The 22,699-nt window shown below is 42.8% G+C and carries 14 protein-coding genes and 2 pseudogenes; 11 read left to right on the top strand and 5 right to left on the bottom strand.

Going from position 1 to position 22,699, the window contains the following annotated elements; genetic code table 11:
* Positions 1–93 precede the first annotated feature (93 nt).
* From L1D51_RS00990 to L1D51_RS21840, 8 genes and pseudogenes are all read left to right on the top strand, one after another.
* The gene (locus L1D51_RS00990; protein WP_054562996.1) at positions 94–1,746 is read left to right on the top strand and encodes a ribulokinase; all 1,653 of its coding nucleotides are present in this window, start codon (positions 94–96) and stop codon (positions 1,744–1,746) included.
* Positions 1,743–2,438 carry an L-ribulose-5-phosphate 4-epimerase gene (locus L1D51_RS00995; RefSeq protein WP_054552270.1) on the top strand — a complete coding sequence of 232 codons (696 nt, stop codon included), beginning with the start codon at positions 1,743–1,745 and terminating at the stop codon, positions 2,436–2,438. The genes L1D51_RS00990 and L1D51_RS00995 overlap by 4 nt, the downstream gene beginning before the upstream one ends.
* Positions 2,439–2,461: 23 nt before the next feature.
* Positions 2,462–3,961, top strand: coding sequence for an L-arabinose isomerase (araA, locus tag L1D51_RS01000; RefSeq protein WP_054562995.1), 1,500 nt, complete (start codon positions 2,462–2,464; stop codon positions 3,959–3,961).
* Between the two features lie 136 nt (positions 3,962–4,097).
* Entirely contained in the window at positions 4,098–4,682 is a 585-nt protein-coding gene (locus L1D51_RS01005) for an HAD family hydrolase (protein WP_239962177.1), read from the top strand.
* A gap of 215 nt (positions 4,683–4,897) precedes the next feature.
* Complete coding sequence (locus tag L1D51_RS01010; RefSeq protein WP_239962179.1) at positions 4,898–5,965, top strand: aldose epimerase family protein; 1,068 nt, start codon at positions 4,898–4,900, stop codon at positions 5,963–5,965.
* A 12-nt stretch (positions 5,966–5,977) separates the two neighbouring features.
* Positions 5,978–7,927, top strand: a complete 1,950-nt coding sequence (locus tag L1D51_RS01015) for a family 43 glycosylhydrolase (RefSeq protein ID WP_239962181.1) — start codon at positions 5,978–5,980, stop codon at positions 7,925–7,927.
* A gap of 41 nt (positions 7,928–7,968) precedes the next feature.
* Positions 7,969–8,130, top strand: a pseudogene (locus L1D51_RS01020) (hypothetical protein); the annotation flags it as partial.
* Positions 8,054–8,332: pseudogene (locus L1D51_RS21840) on the top strand (hypothetical protein); the annotation flags it as partial. The pseudogenes L1D51_RS01020 and L1D51_RS21840, both read left to right, overlap by 77 nt.
* Before the next feature lie 37 nt (positions 8,333–8,369).
* Here L1D51_RS21840 and L1D51_RS01025 read toward each other — a convergent pair.
* The 5 genes from L1D51_RS01025 to L1D51_RS01045 form a co-directional block, all read right to left on the bottom strand.
* The gene (locus L1D51_RS01025; RefSeq protein WP_239962185.1) at positions 8,370–8,765 is read right to left on the bottom strand and encodes a DUF4019 domain-containing protein; all 396 of its coding nucleotides are present in this window, start codon (positions 8,763–8,765) and stop codon (positions 8,370–8,372) included.
* A gap of 174 nt (positions 8,766–8,939) precedes the next feature.
* Entirely contained in the window at positions 8,940–9,374 is a 435-nt protein-coding gene (locus tag L1D51_RS01030) for a DUF4019 domain-containing protein (protein WP_054562990.1), read from the bottom strand.
* A gap of 466 nt (positions 9,375–9,840) precedes the next feature.
* The gene (locus L1D51_RS01035) at positions 9,841–10,338 is read right to left on the bottom strand and encodes a hypothetical protein (protein WP_236702908.1); all 498 of its coding nucleotides are present in this window, start codon (positions 10,336–10,338) and stop codon (positions 9,841–9,843) included.
* Between the two features lie 52 nt (positions 10,339–10,390).
* A complete protein-coding gene (locus tag L1D51_RS01040) occupies positions 10,391–13,834 on the bottom strand; it encodes a LamG-like jellyroll fold domain-containing protein (RefSeq protein ID WP_239962186.1) in 3,444 nt (1,147 codons plus the stop codon).
* Positions 13,835–14,188: 354 nt separating this feature from the next.
* Positions 14,189–15,151, bottom strand: a complete 963-nt coding sequence (locus tag L1D51_RS01045) for a glycoside hydrolase family 43 protein (protein WP_054562986.1) — start codon at positions 15,149–15,151, stop codon at positions 14,189–14,191.
* Positions 15,152–15,749: 598 nt separating this feature from the next.
* On the opposite strand from L1D51_RS01045, the gene L1D51_RS01050 reads away from it, so the two are divergent.
* The 3 genes from L1D51_RS01050 (at position 15,750) to L1D51_RS01060 (ending at position 22,697) form a co-directional block, all read left to right on the top strand.
* Positions 15,750–18,566 (top strand): TonB-dependent receptor, encoded by a 2,817-nt coding sequence (locus tag L1D51_RS01050; protein WP_054562985.1) that lies wholly within the window; start codon positions 15,750–15,752, stop codon positions 18,564–18,566.
* Between the two features lie 271 nt (positions 18,567–18,837).
* The gene (locus tag L1D51_RS01055) at positions 18,838–20,175 is read left to right on the top strand and encodes an MFS transporter (RefSeq protein WP_054562984.1); all 1,338 of its coding nucleotides are present in this window, start codon (positions 18,838–18,840) and stop codon (positions 20,173–20,175) included.
* 77 nt (positions 20,176–20,252) lie between these two features.
* Positions 20,253–22,697 carry a beta-L-arabinofuranosidase domain-containing protein gene (locus tag L1D51_RS01060; RefSeq protein WP_239962188.1) on the top strand — a complete coding sequence of 815 codons (2,445 nt, stop codon included), beginning with the start codon at positions 20,253–20,255 and terminating at the stop codon, positions 22,695–22,697.
* The last annotated feature ends 2 nt before the right edge of the window (positions 22,698–22,699 follow it).

Raw genomic sequence — 22,699 nt, forward strand, 5'->3', positions numbered from 1 at the left:
TTATAATACCTTTACAATCTGGTATTGTTGATATTATCATACAAATAAAGATAATGACTAACAATGTTAGTAAGCAATTAGTGAAAGGTAATTATGTCTCGTTATACGTTGGGATTAGACTACGGGTCGGACTCGGTAAGAGCATTACTCGTTGATGTTGCGACTGGTGAAGAACTTGCCAGCCATTTAGTAAACTACCCGCGCTGGGCACAAGGTTTATACTGTGACCCAAGTAAAGATCAGTTTCGTCAGCATCCACAAGACTATATTGATAGCCTTGTAGAAGTAGTTAATGGTCTTTGGTCACAAGTTCCAGCAGGTACTGCAGACAAAGTAGTGGGTATGAGCTTTGATACGACAGGCTCAACACCTGTAGCAATTAATAGCCAAGGTACACCACTGGCATTAACTGAAGAATTTGCAGAAAACCCAAATGCAATGTTCATTTTGTGGAAAGACCATACGTCTATTAAAGAAGCAAATGAAATCACTGAAGCTGCAACTAACAACGATGTGAACTACCTTTCACACATGGGCGGTATCTACTCTTCTGAATGGTACTGGGCCAAAGCATTACATATTTTCCGCGTTGATAGCAGTGTTAAAGCAGCCACATATTCATGGGTTGAGCACTGCGATTGGATGACCGCGCTAATGTGCGGCACAACACACCCTGAAGCATTAAAGCTAGGTCGTTGTGCAACGGGCCACAAACAAATGTGGAACGAGCAGTGGGGCGGTTTCCCACCAAACAGTTTCTTTAGCAATATCGATCCACTATTAGATGGTGTTGTTGATACGTTAAATGCAACTACAGAGCCAAGCGACCAAGTTGCTGGCAACTTAACTGCTGAGTGGGCCGAGAAGCTAGGTTTACCACAAGGTATCGTGATTGGTTACGGTGCATTTGACTGTCACATGGGCGCAGTAGCAGCCAATGTTCGTCCTGGCGTTCTAACTAAAGTAATGGGTACTTCAACGTGTGACATCACAGTAACGTCTAAAGAACAACTAGGTGATACTTGCGTTAAAGGTATTTGTGGTCAAGTTGATGGCTCAGTAATCCCTGGGTTAATTGGCTTAGAAGCCGGTCAATCTGCGTTTGGTGATTTATACGCATGGTTCAAAAACCTAGTACTTTGGCCAACTCGCCAACTTACAAATTTATCAGACGCTGAACAAGCGTTAGTTAACAAGCTAGAAGATTCAATCTTAGTTGATCTATCAAAAGCAGCGGCAGCACTGCCTGTAACAAGCAACGATGTAACTGCGCTTGATTGGGTAAATGGTCGTCGAACGCCAGATGCTGACCAAAGCGTTGCCATGGCATTAACAGGCTTAAAAATGGGCACTGATGCACCTAAGTTCTTCAAAGCACTTGTTGAAGCAACTGCGTTTGGCGCACGTGCTATCACTGAGCGTTTCCGTAGCGAAGGCGTGCCAATCGAGTCAGTGGTTGTTATCGGCGGTATTTCTAAAAAATCAGACTACGTAATGCAAACCTGTGCCGATGTTTGGAATTGCCCAATCGACGTTTTAGAAAGTGAGCAAAGCTGTGCATTGGGTGCAGCAATTATGGCTGCGGTTGCTGCGGGTGAGCACGCAACAGTGGCAGATGCTCAAAAAGTTATGGCGTCGTCTGTATGTCATCAGTATTTACCAAACCCTGAGCGCGTTGCTGTGTATGACGAGCTTTATGCCAACTACCAAGCACTTGCAAGCTATGTAAACGGAGACAAAGCATGAGTTTTACTGAACTAAAACGTGAAGTCTATGAAGCGAACATGGAGCTGCAACGTCGTGGCTTAGTAATTTATACCTTTGGTAACGTATCGCAAATCGACCGTGACAAAGGCGTGATTGCAATTAAACCAAGTGGTGTATCGTACGACCAAATGAAAGCCGACGACATGGTGATCGTCGACCTTGAAAACAACATTGTTGAAGGGTCTATGCGTCCGTCTTCTGACACTAAAACGCATGTTCATTTATATCGCCACTTCGATGCAATTGGCGGTGTAACACACACGCATTCGACCTATGCAACTGCATGGGCGCAAGCAAAACAAAGCATTCCTTGCCTTGGCACAACTCACGCTGACTATGTACACGGTGACATCACCTGTACTCGTGAGTTAACCGATGAGCAAGTGAATGGCGATTATGAATTAGAAACCGGTATTCAAATTACTGATGCGTATCAAGATCGCGATCCGAAAGCTGCACCTATGGTGATTGTTGCGGGTCATGCGCCTTTCACGTGGGGTAAAGATGCCGCTCAGTCTGTATACCATGCCGCGCTACTCGAAGAGATTGCACGCATGGCGTATTTAACACGCACTTTAGATCCACACGCAGCTGAACTTAAAAAAGCAGTGATGGATAAACATTATCTACGTAAGCACGGTAAAAACGCGTATTACGGTCAGAGCAAATAGCAAGAATTTAGAGGATTATTAACATGACGACGATGACGAAAGAAGTCTGGTTTGTTACCGGCTCACAACATCTTTATGGTCCTAAGGTGTTAGAAACGGTTGCCAAAGACAGCGAAGCAATTGTAGCGGGCTTAAACAGCGAAGCTAATCTACCAGTAAACTTGGTATGTAAGCCTACCGTTAAGTCACCTGAAGAAATTCACGCTGTTTGCCAAGCGGCAAATACGGATCCTAACTGTGTTGGTTTAGTTTTATGGATGCACACTTTCTCACCTGCGAAAATGTGGATTGCTGGCCTAAGCGAATTACGTAAGCCTTGGTTACACCTTCATACTCAGTTCAATGCAGCCCTTCCTTGGTCTGACATCAACATGAACTACATGAATACGCACCAAAGTGCACACGGTGACCGTGAGTTCGGTTTCATCGGTACTGTAATGCGTAAAGAGCGTAAAGTTGTTGCAGGTCACTGGCAACGTGCTGACGTACAACAGCAGTTAGATGACTGGTGTCGTGCGGCAAAAGGTTGGGCAGAAAGCCAAACACTTAAAGTTGCGCGTTTTGGCGACAACATGCGTCAAGTTGCAGTTACTGAAGGTAACAAAGTTTCAGCGCAAATTACTTTTGGTTATGAAGTACACGCGTTTGGTGTCGCTGAGCTTGTTAAAGTGGTTGATACTATCACTGAAGAAGAAGTTGATGCACAGTTAGAGCTTTATAAGCAAGACTACGTAATTGCTGATGAAACTCTACAAGACGATTACGCAGTGAAAATGCTACGCAACGAAGCACGTTTAGAGCTTGGTATGGAGCGTTTCTTAGAGAAAGGCGGCTTTAAAGCATTCACTAACTGTTTTGAAGACTTATCAGGTCTTTCTGGTCTTCCGGGTCTTGCTACACAGCGCCTAATGTCGAAAGGCTATGGTTACGGTGGTGAGGGTGACTGGAAAACAGCTGCTATGGTTCGCATCATGAAAGTAATGGGTGAAGGCCGTGACGGTGGTTGTTCATTCATGGAAGATTACACTTACAACATGGGTGAGACTGACCAAGTACTTGGCGCGCACATGTTAGAAGTGTGTCCTTCAATTGCAGCACAAAAACCACGTCTTGAAGTTCACCAGCACACGATCGGTGTTAAATGTGATGTAGGTCGTTTATTGTTTACTGCAAAACCGGGTGCTGCAATCAACGTATCACCAATTGATATGGGTAACCGTTTCCGAATTCTGATCAACGAAGTAGATACAGTGGCTCCGCCAGCTGATTTACCTCACTTACCTGTTGCTTCAGCGCTTTGGGAACCAAAACCAAACCTATCTGTAGCATCAGCTGCATGGATCCACGCCGGTGGTGCACACCACACTGCATACAGCCAAGCAGTAACAACCGATATGATTATCGATTTTGCTGAAATGGCTGGCGTTGAAACTATGATCATCGATAACGATACGACGATCCGTGGTTTCAAAACAGAGCTTCGTCATAACGCAGCTTACTACATGCTAAAACGTGGCGTGTAAGAATTAGTACTTTATGTACTAGAACGTGCTGTGTGTGAGCACGTTCACCCCAAATTTTGTTGTCGATTAAGCCAGTGATGAGCCTCGCTCTTCGCTGGCTTATGCTATTGTGAAGCGAAACATTTTAGGAGTAGATATGATCGATTTAAGCGCCTACCAAGGCATTATTTTTGATATGGATGGCACCTTAATTGACTCAATGGGCAGTCACTTACAGGCATGGCAAAAAGCTTGCGAAGCCTATGGCTACCCATTCGATTACGACTATATGTACAGCTTAGGTGGCATTCCGACCGTTAAAACAATTGAAATGCTTAATGAAAAATTTGGCTTAGATCATGACCCTCTAGTTGTGGCAAAAGATAAACACCAATTTTGGGTTGATTTACAGCACCAACCGCTAGTGATTGACGAAACCGTCGCAGTACTTGAAAAGTACCATGGTGTATTACCGATGGGTGTGGGCACAGGTGCTGACCGCGAACATGCAATTGATCATTTAACTGATACCAATTTAATAAATAAAATTGGTGCGTTAGTGACTGCTAGTGATGTTAGTAAAGGCAAGCCAAACCCAGAAACATTCTTAAAAGTGGCAGAGCAGTTAGGTGTTGAGCCAAGCCAATGCGTGGTGTTTGAAGACACGCAAATTGGTTATCAAGCTGCCAAAAGTGCTGGAATGGATTGCATCATGGTGAAAGACGGAAAAATTCAACTTTAGCGATTAAAGTTGCAATGACACCCTTATTTGTATTATAAAACTATAAATACAATTACAAAAAGGTTATTCATATGTCATTGCAATGTGTTTTCCAAGGTTTAAAAACAACTCATCAAACAGCCAGTTCGAACACGAAAAAGTCGCGCGGGCTTTATGCATTGTTGGTGACATGTGGGATTGCCCTTACACCAGCTTGTGCTCATCAAGGAGACAATATGACTACTTCCCCTTCAGCATCAATGACGGCCTATGGCGTACTGGCTGATCAAACGCCGGTTAATCAAGTAACGCTGACTAACAGCAATGGTATTAGCGTTGATGTAATCAACTACGGCGGCATTATTACGCGTATTGAAACACCTGATGCAAAAGGCGAAATGGGTAATATTGTACTGGGTTTAGATAACCTAGAAGCATACACAAAAGCGACAACTTACTACGGTGCAATCATCGGTCGTTTTGGTAACCGTATCGCAAACGGTAAATTCACGTTAAATGGCACTGAATACCAATTAGCAACTAACGATGGTGACAACCACTTACATGGTGGTGTGCAAGGTTTCGATAAAAAAGTGTGGAACATGACACCGTTCACGACGCAAAACAGTGCCGGTGTTACCTTAAGCTTAGTGAGTCCTGATGGCGACCAAGGCTACCCGGGTGAAGTGACGACAGAAGTGACTTACACACTAACGAACAACAACACGTTAGATATGCAGTTTATTGCTACAACAAGCAAGCCTACCATCATCAATATGACGCAACACAGCTACTTCAACCTAGCGGGTAAAGGCGACATTCTTGATCACCAAATGCAAATCAACTCAAAAGCAATTACACCTGTGGATGGCGGCTTGATCCCAACTGGTGAGTTGATGGATGTGGCTGGCACACCGTTTGACTTCCGTACAGCTAAAGCAATCGGTCAAGATATCAAAGCAAGCAATGAACAACTGAAACTTGGTAAAGGTTATGACCATAACTTTGTGCTTAAAGACACGCCAAGCAATGAGCTTATTGAAGCAGCGACGGTTTACGAAGCAAACTCTGGCCGTACGTTAACAGTTTACACAGAAGAGCCTGCAGTACAGTTTTATTCAGGTAACTTCTTAGACGGTAGTACTGTGCAAGCGTCTGGCTTAGTGCATAATTTCAGAAGTGGTTTTTGTTTAGAGCCACAGCATTTCCCTGATGCACCAAATCAGCCAACGTTCCCAAGCACAACATTATTACCGGGTGACGTGTATTCAACACGCATCGTGTACGAATTTGGTACAAAATAAAGGAACACAATCGTGAAAACAACAAAGCTTAAAAGCGCAATGCAAAAGGCTGGCTTAGCCAGCGTATTTGCCTTGTCGTTTGGTGCACTGACTGGTTGTCAGACTACAGCTGAAGACAACACAGCTAAGAAAACTGACGTGGCAGCCACAGAAAAAGCGCCAATCCAAGATAATGGTATTTTTACCAACCCACTTTTTCCTAATGGCGCCGATCCATGGCTTGAGTATTGGGATGGTAACTATTACCTAACCACAACAACATGGACATCTGAGTTAGTGATGCGTAAATCACCAACACTAGCTGGCCTTGCTGATGCAACACCTGTCAATGTTTGGTCTGATTCAAACCCTGAGCGCTGTTGTAACTTTTGGGCGTTTGAATTCCATCGCTTAAAAGGGCCAAACGGCTACCGTTGGTACATGATGTACACAGCGGGTACTGATGGCACTTTAGATAACCAACACTTAAACGTATTAGAAAGTGCTGGTGACGATCCTATGGGTCCATACGAATACAAGGGTGCATTAATGCCTAACGTATGGAACATCGACGGTAACTACTTAACATACAAAGACAAGCTATATGTGATTTACTCACAATGGCAAGGCGATCAGCAATTAAACATTATCGCTGAAATGGAAGATCCGTGGACACTGAAAGAGAACTCACCGCATACGGTGATCACGCGTCCTGAGCTAGATTGGGAGATCAGTGGTCGTAAAGTAACTGAAGGTGCTGAAATTTTACAGCACAATGGTCGTACGTTTATGACGTACTCAGCGAGCTTCTGTAATACCCCAGATTACAAACTAGGTATGCTTGAGCTTGTTGGTGACGACCCACTTAAAGCGAGCAGCTGGAAAAAATACGACAAGCCAGTATTTGAGCGTACAGAAGAAGTGTTTGGGCCTGGTCACAACGGCTTTTTCACATCGCCAGACGGTACAGAAGACTGGTTAGTTTATCACGGTAATGATTCGGTAGAGCACGGTTGTAGTGCGACTCGTTCATTACGTGCGCAAAAATTTACTTGGAACGACGATGGCACGCCAAGCTTTGGTAAACCATTAACACCAGGCGTTGAAGTAGCACCGCCATCAGGTGAATACGGTCCACTGGTAACGCGAGTACAAGGTCAGCGCTACCAATTAGTGAATGCAACTAGCGGCTTATGTTTAGACATCGCAGCTGATCCACAAGATGCACGTGCTGTGCAACGTCAGTGTGCAAGCACCAATGGTCAATGGGTTATTGATGCAACAACAGATGGTTTTGTTCGTTTAGCTAATCGTGAAGACAGCAAGTTCTTAGAGCTTGAAAGCTGTAATGACGCAGATAATGCTAAAGTACAATCTGCAGCATGGCGTAATAACTTCTGCCAGCAATGGAAAGTAGCACCAAGCACAGATGGTAATGTATCTATTACTAACCGTTACACAGGCAAACCATTAGCGGTTGCTGGTTGTTCTGCTGCACAAAACCAAGCGGTTTTACAGCAAAGTGACGCAACAGCGTGTGGTGATTGGCAATTACGCCCAATGGGTAGTGTTGTAGTATTAAGCCAACAAAGTGGTAAAGCACTTAGCGTGGCGGATACAGTTAAAGCAGGTACCAATGTTGAGCAACAAGCTTACACGCATAAAGATGCACAGCAATGGTTCTTCGCACCAACAGATACTGGCTATGTAAGCCTTAAACAAAGCGCTGACAGCGAGTTCTGTGCTGCGGTAGCTGATAACGCCTTAGTACCAGGTGCCAACGTAGAAATGGCTTCTTGTGCAGCTAAAACAGCACAGTGGCGCATTGCTCCAGTAGAGGGTGGTGGTGTGATGCTTATCAACCGCTACACAAAACAAGCGCTTGGTTTAAGTAACTGTGGTTTAGCTGAAAACACTAACTTCGCACAACAACCTGATTTAGGTAACAAGTGCCAAGTGTTCCATCTGCGTGAACCAAATTAAGTTATAAGTAAAAAATCGACTCAACCAAAGCCACTTCATTTATGAGTGGCTTTTTTTATAGCTGTCAGCTGCAAGTTAGCGAGGGTAAAGTTAGCGAGGGTAAAGTTAACGAGGGTAAAGTTAACGAGGGTAAAGTTAACGAGGGTAAAGTTAACGAGGGTAAAGTTAACGAGGGTAAAGTTAACGAGGGTAAAGTTAACGAGGGTAAAGTTAACGAGAGTAAAGTTCCAAGCTGAGCGGTGCGGTTGTTTTGAGCGAAGCGAAACCCAACATAATCCATCAAAACCTTCTCATGCCTCTGCATTGCATATAAAACCCCACGTAGGAGGTACTTTAGTGCCGAATTTTGTCCATCACATAATCTTCACGGCTAAAGCCGTTCTACAATGCAATCCTAGAACCTAGAACCTAGAACCTAGAACCTAAAACCTAAATATAACCCCTAATTAATAAAATAACCGATAGGTTGCCACTGGCCACTACTTTTGCTGAGACTAATTGTTTCAATGGCCTGCTCTTTATTCATAAATTGGCTTTGAAACTGAATGATCACGTATTCACCATCAGGTGTTCCGGGTAAAGAGTCATAATTCATCAGGCTTAAATTCTTACGTAAAATCACCTTGCCAAGTGGTACTCGAACTTGCTTTAACGCTTTGCTCCAGTTGCTTTGTGGCATCGCTTGTTTAAATAATGAGTCTGTTTGCTGCCAGCTTTGCTGATACTGACCATTATCAATTAATACGAGCCAGCTTTTAGCGCGATTTATAACATCGAGTTCTTCAGCGTTTGCACAAAAGCAGCGTAAAAAAGTGATCAATAAGAGCATTTTTCTCATAGCAATTCCATTTACTTGTTGTTTATTGAATTCGTCTTGAAATGTTTTTATGTTTCGGCGACGAACAATAAATACTATTCATCAATTGTGCGGTTTATTTTCCCGCAGATAAGCATTTTAACTGTCGATAAATCTTACAGCACAAAACTCAAGGGCGCTTTGCGCTGCTCTAAACTAATCGATCAGATAACCTAATGGATGCCAGCCATCGGCGGCTTTGCTTAGGCTGAGCGTTTCAACTACTGCCTCTTTATTCATAAACTCGGTTTGAAACTTGACCACTAAATACTCACCATTTGGCAGGCCGGGTAATGAGTCATATTTTGCTGTGCCAAAATAGGTGCGAGACATAACTCGGCCTAAAGGAACGCGTATTTGATTTAAGGCCGTTTGCCAGCGAGCTTTGGGCGTGGTGCTTTGAAAGACCTGATCAGCTTGCTGCCAGCTCTCGTGGTATTCTCCAGAATCAACCAAGGTTAACCATGCTCTCGCTGTTGAAATAGGGCTTGTTTCTTCAGCTGAGGTGAAAAAGCACACCAATAACGATGCCAGTAAAAACAGTTTTTGTAGCGTAAATCCATTTACAGAAAGTAATAAAATTTGACGCATAAGACGCCCTCACTTCGTTCATAGGGTGAATTCATAATACGAATGAGTTGGTTGATTTCTATACTGAAAAAGTACTGGGGAAGGCTTTTTAGTGGGATTTAAGTGTTGTTTTTTATTTTAACGATCTTTGCAACTGAGTCCTCAAAGTGGCGATGTAGATTAAATTGTTAAGTTTATACTGTTGATTTATTGAGCAAATTAATTCGTTTTAACAGCTGCTAAATGTAACGACAATGACCCTAAATAGCACTTATTTTTACTGCTAAGGAAGTTTCGTATTTGCGTGCTCGATAATTCAGAGCCCGCATAGTTACTGGATTTTGGACCCTTTTTTGGGTTTTTTTAGAGAAGTTAGCGAGGGTAAAGTTGCAAGAGTAAAGTGAGCATGAAAGGGAGTTAGCAAGATGAAAGAGACAAGAGTAAAGCTTGAGACTTAAAGCTTATAGCTCAAAACTTACAGCTTCCATCACACCAGCACGCTCATCAGTACTCCAGGGTCGCTGATACCTGCTTCTTTAAGCGCGTCGCTAATTGATTGGCTAAGAGTCATTATTTGCGTTTGGATTTCCATAACCATCTTGGTCTGCGTTTCAACTTGCACTTTTACAGCTTCATCTTCTTGGTTTTTAAGTGCTTGTAGTTTGGCTAATTGCTCTTTGGCAAGTTCGAGTTGCTCTTTGAGCTTTTCGAGTTGCTCAACCATTTTGCGAATATGTGCGGGGAGGTCGCTAGATACTTCTTCTTTTTGAGCGGGCTCTACTTCACGACCAGAGAGTTTGTTCATCTCTTGGCTGCTGAGTTTGTAGCCTACTTTTGAGTTGGTATTACTGACTGCTGTATATGCGTTTGAGATAGTTAACGCACTTGCTAATGAGTTAATAGCCATAATGAGAGCGATGAAAGTGAATGACATGTATGTATCGGCAAGGGGTACTAAAGCTTTAGAAAAAAGCCGGGTTTTCACCCGGCCTTTCCAGACAACAAATAGTTGAGGTGAGGCAGCTCACCTCACTTTGTTACTCTTGTGCAGCAGCTGCATCAAAGAGTGCTTTTACTTCTTCAGCGCTAATCGCACCGTTGAAAATTTTCAGTTCATCGATAGCACCGTTATAAGGTGTATCCCAGTAGTTAACACCGAGTGCAAACTCATTTGTTTCACCAGGAACCGTGAATACACGCGGGAAGCCATCGGTTTCTAGCTGTAATTCACCGTTAACATACATCTTCAACACATCACCGTTCGTACCATCAACAGTGAATGCAACATGTGTCCATTCTTTTGCTGGAATACGGCTATCTAGTTCTGCATTATCGAAGAAGGCACCGTTATTTGCCCATAAACGAGTTAGGCCTGTACCTGCCATAGATGGCACATAACTTAACCAAGAGCCTGCACTAGCACCTGCGAAGAACGCTGTAGTGTAATCAGTGAAGGTTTCAGGTTTTAACCACATAGACACAGAGTAGTCATTAGTTGTGATTAGGTTATCCGGTAAACGAACACCTGAACCTTCAAGGAATACTGCTTGACCCATGATACCGTCAACAAAAGTTACGTTACCACCAGTGTTGTTGATAAAACCACCCGTTGGTTTACCCGCTGCATATGTGCCGTTTAATGCACTTAAGTCACCTTCGAAGCTGTATTCAGCAGGTGCAAGTGATTTTAAGGTTACATCGAATGACTTAGTATCAGTAAAGTCTTTGTAGTTAATAGTTGCAGTTAATGTCACTACTTGGTCGCCAGCAGAGGCGCTAGGTTGTGTCACAACAGCTGTGCCATTAACCGGTTTTAAGTACTCTTCGTTGTTTGACGTCCAGCTAATACCAGATACAAATGGGCCTACACGCGGTAACTCAAAGCTTTCACGTACTGCCGATACATCACCTAAATCAAGCGCATCAGTAATGAAGCTCTCAAATTCAGTCGGATCTGTCAGGTTATTGATAGCCGCACCATTAATGTCTAGGCCGTTTAGTGCGTAGTCATAGACGATGAACTCATCAATTTGACCTTGGAAAGGTAAGTCCCAGCCGTAGTTCACACCAAGGGCAAAGTTACCTGTTTGTTCACTAAAGAAATCGGGGCGAGGCATCGAACCTGCACGCACACCATCACGATAAAGTGTTGCAGTACCATTAGCATAAGTGATGGCAATATGATTCCAATCCATCACTGCTGGAGAGTCAGAAATGATTTGGTTCCACATTTCAGCACCATCATCAGCTAAATAACGGCTCCAAAGCATCGGTGTTGTTGTAAAGTGTGTATTACCTGGGATCAAGCTCATCCAACGCGCATCTGATGCTGCAGCAAAAAGTGTTGGAGAGAAATCTGTTAGCACTGTTGGCTTAAACCAATACGAAATAGTGTACTCATCACCCGTTACTAACTCATCAGGTAAGCGAACACCCGTTGCACCATCAAAGTTAAATGCTTTGCCTGTTTGACCCTCTGCGTATGCAGCTGTACCGGCACCTACATTTAATAGGTTGTTATCTGTTACACCCGCATCATCTAGGTTACCTAAGCCATCACTGAGTGATTCTTCAAATGCATAGTGTGCAATCGCATTTTTAAATTCTGGGCGTGCTTCTAGATTTACATTAAATGTCTTAGTGATGCTCTCGCCATTTAAAGAGATATTAGCAGTTAAAGTAACTGCTTTATCACCGCGATCTGGCGTTGGAATAAATACTGAGCCTTCACTGGTGATGTAGTATTCATCACTACTTTCCCAGTTAATTACAGCACCATCTTTACCTTTGGTTGGTAATGAGTAGCCTTCGTCAGCAATTGATAATTCAGTTTTAATATCTAGCGCTTCTTGAACAGTGCCCAGCACGTTTGCAGTATCCGTAATTTCATCACGTTTACTTGCCCAAATGGTAGCGCCTTCGCTTGATGTAGCTGATACAGTTACAGCCATTGCTTTAGTTGCATCATCCCATTGCCATTTAGCCACGCCAAAGTAAGTACCAGAATCTAACTCAAGTTTAATATTTGAGTCATCAATCATGTACCAGATACCTGGATCATCACCGGTTACTGAGTGATCTTCGTTTAGTGCAATATGCATTGAACGAATCGCATCTGTATTTACATCAGTGCCATGACTGATAAATTTGTAATAACCGTAAAGTTCATCAGCAACCACCATGTTATTGCCTTCAAGCGGTACATAGCGCTGTGGTGAAGCCATAGGCCAACCTAATGAGTTAATAAACATTTCATGTACACGAACTTGGTGTGCTTCAGTATTTTCAGGAAACTCAGTAGACGTTTGTGGAAAACGCGTATGCGTGATTAACAAGTGACGACCAGTTGCTTCATCGTAGTAAGCAGAGTTATGACCTGGTGATTGATAACCCCATGCAGGTGCTGTTTCGCCAAGTTCTTGCGTGTACTCAAAGCCACCCATTAGTTTTTCACCAACTTCTAAGCCGCCTACTGTCGCAATGTCGTTACCTGCGTTATCTAGGTAAGGGCCATCTGGTGTTTTAGAACGAGCAACGCGGATGTTGTAACCGCCGTTTAAGTCAAGGCCACCCGTAGAATAAAATAAGTAGTAATATTCACTTTCTGGGCTGTACATTACGAAAGCGCCTTCAATGAAGCGCCCGGCGCCACCAAGAAGGTGTTTTCCATAACCTTGACCGGCTTCTGGCATACCTGTTTCTTCGTCCATAGCCAGAATAAAAATACCACCATGATGAGAACCGTAAACCATCCAAAGTTTGCCGTCTGTGTCATAGAATGCAGCCGGATCGATGACATTTGGATCTATGCCACCATCATAAGTCGTTTGGCCATTATCAAGTGGATATGCAGCAAACTCAGCTTCATTGCGATAGCCGCTGCGCAGGAAAATACCTTTGTTTGTATACGGACCTTCGATATTGTCAGCTTCAGCTAATCCTAAATAACCGCGGTCCCAACAAACTTGATCATTGGTTATGTCGGCTGTGTTGGTATTGTCTTGTCCGCAGCTATTATAGTAAAACCAAAACTTACCATTTGGTGATTGAATTACATCGGCAGCCCAGTTGCTTGGGTAACCATCGGTCCACTCAACGCCTTCGGCAATTTCTTCTAAGTAATTGTAATCAAATAACGGACTTTCATTAACTTGTAATACATCTTGTCCGTCTATTCTTAAAACAGAAGGCGAAGAAATCATTTCCCAGTTCAAGAGATCTGTTGATTTAGCGGCAGCAAGGTGTGAACCAAAAATATAATAAGTGTCGTCAACTTTAACGACAGAAGGATCGTGCACGCTTACATTGGTAACCATTACGCTACCTGATTCAGTGTATTCAACACTGCTGCTTACTGTCGGTTTCGCACTTTGCGGGTCGGCAACCGCTGGTGCTGTGTCAAGCTTAGTACCATCTTCTTTGCCACAACCTGTAACAGCCAAAGAGCAGGCTATGACCATGGCTAATTTATTTAATTTCATTTTATGTGTCCTCTTGAAACTGGGATTCATTTTTTTATTCGATTGTTGTCAATAAAATTGCCGCGTGCCTATATCAAACTAATAAGAACGTAGTATTGTAATTTTATAGTACGATTTAAAATGTGCAAATACTTTTGCAAAGGTAATTGATATGTAAACACGAAGTGTCAGTGTTTACAATATGTACAGCGTGATTTTAATTTTTTCAAGTTGCCAGTTTTGGCGTTTTTTTCGCTGTTTTTGCTCTATTAGAGAAGTTTTTTGCTTATCTGAAAGTGAGGATTTCCCGGTAAATTTGTTTATTTGTATTACATTTGAGCACTAAAAAGGGCTCTTAAAGAGCCCTTTTTGAGATTACTTGTCTTGTTTACTTAGACCTTCAGTGGTCATGATAATACGTTTAAGTGTGCCATCTTCGTTGTAATAAAGCGGCTCAATCGCCACTGAACGGCGAAAACGCCCGCCACTTGGTTTGCCATCAATTGGTGGTACGGCACCAGTATGGTAAATAAAGTAGTCTTTACCTTTGTATTCGATGATTGATTGGTGGTTGGTTTCGCTGTTACCTGCGATCTCATTCAAGATACCTTTATATTCCCACGGGCCATGAATGCTTTTGCTCATGGCATAACAGATCTTCTCAGGGAACTCACATGCGTACGATACATAGTAGTTGTCGTTTTTCTTATGAACCCATAACGCTTCGGTAAAGTTTGGTAAGTCTAGCGTTTTAATTTCACCATCAAGAGACAGTAAATCGTCGCTTAGCTTTACGTATTTTGGCATTAAGTTACCAAAGAACATGTAAGTATCGCCGTTTTCTTCTGTATAAATAGCAGGGTCGATGTCGTCCCAATCATTTGGCGTATGTTTGGTCATATCATCGGTAACCAGTGCGTGACCAATTGCATCTTTAAATGGACCTGTTGGTGATTTAGAAGTTGCAACACCAATTGCAAAACCTGGTTTTGTGTCGTTGTGACGAACGGTTGTAAAGAAGTAGAAAGTGCCATCACGCTCAATCATGTGTGAAGCCCATGCTTCGCCTTTAGCCCATTTAAAGTCTGTTGCTTTCATGATTGGGCCGTGCTTTTTCCAGTTCACCATATCTGTTGATGAAAAGGCTAACCAGTCATGCATTTCAAAAAACACATCATTATTAGGTGCTTCATCATGGCCTGTATAAAGGTATACGGTGTCATTGTGAACAAGTGCAGCAGGGTCTGCAGTAAATACATCGGTGAATAATGGGTTTTGTGCAACAGCTAAGCTGCTCGAAAAAAGTAATGGTAGCGCCAACGCTTTCAATTTCTTCATGAGTGTCCTTAGTAACTAATAATTGTTGTTTGAACTGCAGCTTTTTCTACCCAGAACTCGCTCTAAGTGACCAGATAATACACTGTGTATGCCTGATTATACTGAGTAACTGATTGTTTACATCGAAACAAACCAGTAAAAGTGCAGCAAAAAATAACTCTATATTGTATTATTGTATTTTAATCATAGTAGCATCAAAATACGCTGGGTAAATAACTTGTTAGCCTTTTTTGTTGCTCTGGATGAGTGAAAGACAAATTAAAACAAGCAAACGAATAATCGCTAAGTAGCTGATAATAATGGGTCTTAATGAATTCCCAAAACAAAAACGCAGCATGCTTTGAGTTTGTAACATGTTATAATTGCAAAGTTTTTTGTAAACATAATGGCAGTTATTTTAATTTGGCTTTTTGAGTTGACTGTTAAATAATCATACAATATGATTAAAGTTCAGGCAGCAATGTATTAACATAAAAATATAGACACACTCGCGCACCGTTTTGACAACACACGATGCACAATGCAGTGGTCACTCTTCGGTAACTGAATGGGGAAAGTTCAGCGGACCGATATAACTATAATTTGGAGAACACCGCTTATGTTTAAAAGAACACACATAGCCAGTGCTGTAGTTATGGCATTTACCTGTCAATTTGCTTTTGCACAGGAGGAAGCACCAAACACTCCTGAGAATAACGTCGATGAGATGGAAGTTATTCAAGTATCAGGTATTCGCGGCAGTTTAAACAAAGCGTTAGATGAAAAACGTGCAAGCGTTCAAATCGTGGATGCAATTGTTGCTGAAGATATTGGTAAATTCCCTGATAACAACGTGGTTGAAGCACTACAACGTGTGACAGGTGTACAAACAACAGGCCGTGGTGCTGGTGAAGTAAGCGCGGTTTCAATCCGTGGTCTTACTGATGTTAATACCACAGTTAATGGTCGCGCTATCTTTACAGGTGCGGGTCGTGATGTGGCGCTGCAAGACATTCCTGCAAGTCTACTTTCGGGTGTAACAGTTTATAAAACCCGTTCGGCGGACCAAATCGAACGCGGTATCGCAGGTGCGATTGATATTAAAACTCACCGTCCTTTCAACTTCGAAGGTGAAAAAGTTGTTTTAGCGGCACGTGCGATTTACTCAGATCAACCAGATGAAGTTGATCCAAATATTAGTGCATTACTCTCTAACCGTTGGGAAATCGACGGCGCTGGTGAATTTGGTGCACTTTTCAATATTTCTTATGCTGAAACACATTACCGCGATGACACCATCACAGCGGGTGCTGCATTCCCATTCTTTACTGATAAACCACAGTACAACTACTCACCGTATTCACGTGTTCCAAATGAATTCTGGACTCAAGGTACTGAGTTAGGTCTACCTACTGCGGCTGGTTCTACTTTAGACGTAAATGGTGAGCCAACTGAATACCTATTAGCACGTGATGCTATTTTTGGTACTTCATTCACCGGTCTTCGTAAGCGCCCGGCAGCGTCTGTATCTTTACAGTGGGCACCAGATGAAACCCTAGAAATCACAGCTGAAGGTTTCTACACAGGTTACGAAAACGAATCGCAAAACGCGATGTGGTTCTCAAATACGTTTGAAAACGGTAACGGCTTCATTGAAACACCAACTGTGTTTGATGGCACTAACGTAGTTAAAGAAAAGCAAGCGATTGGCGCTGGCGGTTTCCAAAGTGGTGACTTTTCATATGGTAAAACAGATAGCTACTTATATGCGCTAGGTGCAGAGTGGCTAGCAAGCGATTACCTAACCATTAATACAGAAGTTGTTTACCAAGACAGTGAGTACGAAACAGATTTCTTCGCAATGCGTTTTGATCGTGTAGCGACGGGTCTTGACGTTGATTTTAATGATAAAGACGGCGTACCAGGCATCGCGTTTTGGGATGATCCAAACACAGCGGTAAACGAAGCAGATATGGCTGCTATCGAAAACTGGAATGCAGGTACTATTTATGACAATGGCGGTGGTAATGCCGGCGATGCACTAACATTCACATTTGATGCTGAATACCTAATTGGTGGTACTTATTTTGATAAAGTGAAATTCGGTGGTCGCTACGAAAAACGAACTGCGCAAGAGTACACACGTGGTCAAGATACTGGTATTGCAAACACATCTGTGGCTAGCTTAATTGAGCAGCTAGCAGCAGCGGGTGCAGCAGGTGATGGTTCTGGTATTGTGTTCCAAGTTGATGATTATTTCGATGGCCGTGCTGACGTATTCGACAGCTTTGTAACTGCTGACGGTGGCTACATGCTTGATAACGGCGATGCTGTTCGTAGCGTATATGGCCTTGAGGCTGAAGATGTATACAAAACATTTGATATCGAAGAAAACTCATACGCGCTATATGCCACAACTAACTTCTTCTTAACGGAAGATATTAGCGGTGAGTTTGGTTTACGTTATGTAAGCTACGAGCAAGATATGGACTTTGTTGCTGAGTCTGGCGGCATGAACTCAAATGTATTTGAAGAAAGCTCAGCAAGTGCTGATAGCAGCGCATTACTACCAAGCTTAGTACTTAACTGGAACATCACTGATGATGTAGTGGGCCGTGTAGCGTACACAGAAACATTACGTATGCCTAACTTTGCTGACTTAAACGCGCTGCAATACTGGTACGATCCTTTAACAGAAGGTGCTACATACGGTACAGGTAATGGTGGTAACCCAGAGCTTAAACCAACAGAATCAAAGAACTATGATGTATCACTTGAATGGTACTTCGCAGATACAAGCTCACTTTACGCGGCTTACTTTAAGCGTGAAATAGAAGGCTTAGTTGTTGCGGGTCGTAAGCAAGTTGTGCGCGAAGGCGATGATGGCGTAACACGCCCATATGTATTAAGTGCACCAGTGAATGCTTCAAACGGTGAACTGTCTGGTTTAGAAGTTGGTTTAGTTTACTTCCCAGAAAACTTACCAGAGTACTTAAACGGCTTTGGTGTGCAAGCAAGCTACACCATGCTTGACTCAGAGCAAGATACACCTGAATTCAATGAGTTAGGTGAAATCTCTGGTTATGTTGATTCACAAATGGCAGGTGTTTCTGATGAATCGTACAGCATCGTAGGTATCTACGAGCGTGATTCATTCGACATGCGTTTATCATATGTATGGCGTTCTGAGTTCTACACAGGTAACGAAGCGGCAATCTTTGCTAACCCGATTCAATTCTGGAATCGTCCAGAGCAAAGCTTAGACTTCCAATTTAGCTACAATGTGAATGATGATTTAGTGGTTACTTTTGATGCAACGAACATCCTAGATGACGTATATCAGAGCTACTACGGTGAAGGTAACGACAACCTATTTAACTTTGGTAACGGTATCTACTCACGTACATTCGCACTAGGTGCACGTTATTCTTTCTAAATTTCTTTTATAGACCTAAAAACCCCGGCTCTGCTGGGGTTTTTTATTGGTTTTTATAAACCAAACCATCGGTCGAAAAGAGTTGCGATTTAATAAGTATGATAATACTATTAATTGGATTAGCATTAAATTTACAAAAATAACGAACGCAATGGCCAAGCTGTGTAATATCTAGGGCTATAAATTTATTTGATACGCAATGTTGAAGCTTTTTAGCATTGCTTGAAATAGTGAGCGGCGGCTCATTATTGACCAATTAGGGTGTTGTTGTATGGAATCTCAAAAGTTATCCGTTGTAGAAAAGGTCGGCTTTGGCGCCGGCGACATGGCAGTAAATGTCATGGTTGCAGCGTTATTCTATTTTATGTCTTTCTTTTACACCGATATCTACGGGCTTGATCCGGTTGATATGGGTGTGTTGTTCTTAGTGGCGCGTTTTGTTGATGCCTTTACCGATCCATTAATGGGGGTGATCACCGACAAAGTGAAAACCCGTTGGGGTCAGTTCCGTCACTGGTTCTTATTTTTATCTGTTCCATATGGTTTGTCGGTCGTACTGTTATTTACCACGCCTGATTTCGACTACAACATGAAGTTAGCGTGGGCTTATGCCACTTACTTGTTTGCGACCTTGATGTTTACCGGTGTTGCTATTCCTTATATCTCTTACATTGGTGTATTAACTGCCGATCCTAAAGAGCGTTTGTCAGCCAATGGTTACCGTATGTTCTTCGCTAAGATTGCCAATGTAGTGATCGTATTTTCAGTGCCGCTACTTGCCTCATATTGGGGAGATGGCAGCTTGTCGTATGGTTATAAACTGGCAATGGCATTGGTATCGGCATGTGCCGTAGCACTATTTTTGTTTTGCTTCTTTACTACTCGCGAACGTATTACCCATGAGCCACAAACCGAAGGCGTACTTACGCAGTTAAAAGTACTTATTAAAAACGATCAATGGTTACTACTGTGTGCAGCATGTGTGCTTGGTACGCTTGGCTATGCGATTCGTGGCAGTGTTGCTATGTATTACGCAACCTATTACTTAGGTGTACCAGATTTAGCAGGTGCCTTTACCAGTGCAGGTATTGCAGCATCTATTGTCTCAATGGTGGCAAGTACGTGGATCACCCAGCGCTACTGTAAAATGAAGCTATTCCGTCAATCACAAATTGCAGTGCTATTTATTTCATTACTAATGTACTTTGTAGTGCAGCCTGGCGATGTGATGACGGCGTTTGTGCTTTATATCATCTTGTCATTTGTGGTTGATTTACATGCGCCAGTGTTCTGGTCTGCAATTGCTGAAGCCGTTGATTACGGTGAAATTAAAGACGGCGTTCGTGCATCGGGTCTATCATTTGGTGGTATTTCATTCTGCCAAAAAGCCGGGGGCGGTTTAGCGGGCTTAGCGGGTGGTTTATTACTGGCATTTTTTGAGTACAAGCCTAACGTTGAGCAAACTGAATTTACCCTTATGGGCTTAGCACTGATGCTAACTATCATTCCGGGTGTTTTCCACGCCTTACTAGGTCTGATTTTGAAAAAATACAAAATTACCGATGAGTACTATACGGATATGGTTATTCATAAGCGCCTACCAAAATAACCACTCTTTAAACGCACACACTAAATAAGTGTGTGCGCTTTGCTCTTTAAAATAATAATTCGCTGGGAGACAACAGTATGAACACATTCAAGGTTAGCTATTTAGCAAGCGTTTGCGCTGCAATATTAACTGTTAGCGGTTGCAGTGAAATGCCAACAGAAAGTAAACAAGCCGCTTCAGTGGAGCATGCTGAACATACCAGCGAACAACATTTATTTGCCCTAAATCAAGTAAGTTTAAGCGCCAGCCCGTTTTTACATGCGCAGCAAACGAATGTGCGTTATTTATTAGCTCTTCATCCTGATCAGCTGCTTGCTCCTTATCTGCGTGAAGCAGGTCTTGAGCCAAAAGCGCCTAACTATGGCAACTGGGAAAGTACTGGCCTTGATGGCCATATTGGCGGTCATTATCTTTCAGCCTTAAGCCTTGCGTGGGCAGCCACAGGTGACGAAGAATTAAAGCAGCGTTTAGATTATATGCTAAGCGAGCTGGATCGCGCCCAGCAAGCCACTGGTGGTTACTTAGGCGGTATCCCAAATGGCGATGAAATGTGGCAGCAGATTGAAAAAGGTGAAATCAAAGCCGATTTATTCAGCTTAAATGACCGCTGGGTGCCTCTTTATAACATCGATAAAATCTTCCATGGCTTGCGTGATGCATACGACGTTGCTGGCAGTGATAAAGCCAAACAAATGCTATTTAAGTTAGGTGAATGGTTCTTAGCGACCACTGCTAAGCTAACTGATGAACAAGTTCAACAAATGCTGTATTCAGAGCATGGTGGCTTAAATGATGTGTTTGCTGATATGTACTTTATTAGTGACGATGAGCGTTACTTAAAACTAGCCCGTCAGTTCTCTCATAACATCATTATTGAACCCTTATTACACAAAGAAGATAAGTTAACTGGCCTGCATGCAAATACGCAAATTCCAAAAATTATTGGCATGTTGAAAGTAGCAAATGCCAGTGATGATAAAGCATGGCAGAAAGGTGCTGACTTTTTCTGGAAAACAGTCAGCCAAGAGCGCTCAGTATCAATTGGTGGTAACTCGGTACGTGAGCATTTTCATGATAAAAGTGACTTCACGCCAATGGTTGAAGATGTTGAAGGCCCAGAAACCTGCAACACTTACAACATGATGAAACTTAGTAAGTTATTATTTTTAAAAACCGGTGATACGCGTTATTTAGACTATTATGAGCGCGCCACATATAACCATATTTTATCGTCACAACACCCAGAGCATGGCGGTCTTGTTTACTTTACCTCAATGCGCCCTGGGCATTACCGTATGTATTCGTCAGTGCAAGATTCAATGTGGTGTTGTGTAGGCTCAGGTATTGAGAATCACAGCAAATATGGTGAGCTGATTTATAGCAATACCGGTAAAGAGCTATGGGTAAACTTGTTTATTCCTAGCACGTTAAACTGGCAACAGCAGGGTTTGCAAATCACGCAAGAAAGCCAGTTCCCAGATGATAACAAGGTCTCACTGACCGTGAATCGTTTGTCTGAGGGGCAAAGCTCTGAGTCGGTGATTCATATTCGTAAACCGTCTTGGCAGCAAGGTGAGCTGAGCTTTACTTTAAATGGACAAGCTGTAAGCGCAACCGAAAAAGACGGTTACTACAGTATCAGCCATGCTTGGCAAAGCGGTGATAAGCTTGCCTTTGAACTTAGTCCTAAGCTTTATACTGAGCAGCTACCTGATGGTCAGCATTATTACTCTGTGATGTATGGGCCTGTTGTAATGGCTACCAAAGTACAAGCATTTGCAAATGAGCAGCTTAACTTTGTTGCTGACAATAGCCGCATGGGCCACATCGCCGCTGGGCCAACTTGTCCGCCAGAGGCTCTTCCAATCATGCTGAGTGAGCCAGAACAATTTATTGCCGATCTCACTCGTAAACCGGGCCAAAAGCTCGCATTTATCGCCGATAAAAATGTGGCGATTGCCAAGCAAGGTATCGATAACACTAAGAGCACAGAGCTAATTCCGTTCTTCCGCTTACACGATAGTCGCTATCAAGTGTATTGGCCTCAGCAAAGCGAAGCAGAGTTCACGCAATTTGTTGCCGATGCAAAAGCGGCTGAGCAAGCGAAAGAGGAACTTCGTTTATTAACCGTTGATCAAATTACACCGGGTGAACAACAACCTGAAGTCGAACACGATTTTAAAGGTGAGGGAACCCGTGCAGGTGTTAATAATGGTCATCACTGGCGCGATGCGACAGGTTGGTTTGAGTATCAGCTTAGTAACCCAGAACAAAAAGCGGTTGCTTTGCGTGTTCGCTATTTTATTGGCGATGTAGATCGTCATTTCTCTATTAATTTAAATGGAGAGCAATTAGCTGCAGTTAGTTTGCCTGTAGGTAAACCGACGGATGAGTTCTACACCATTGATTACCCATTAACAGAAGCAATGAAAAAGTCGAAAACGCTTACCTTACGTTTTGCTGCCGACAAAGATTCTGTTGCCGGTGGTATCTATGGTATTCGTTTAATCAACGCACAATAAAG

Origin of the sequence: Pseudoalteromonas shioyasakiensis (genome assembly GCF_022398475.1) — a bacterium.
Classification (GTDB): domain Bacteria; phylum Pseudomonadota; class Gammaproteobacteria; order Enterobacterales; family Alteromonadaceae; genus Pseudoalteromonas.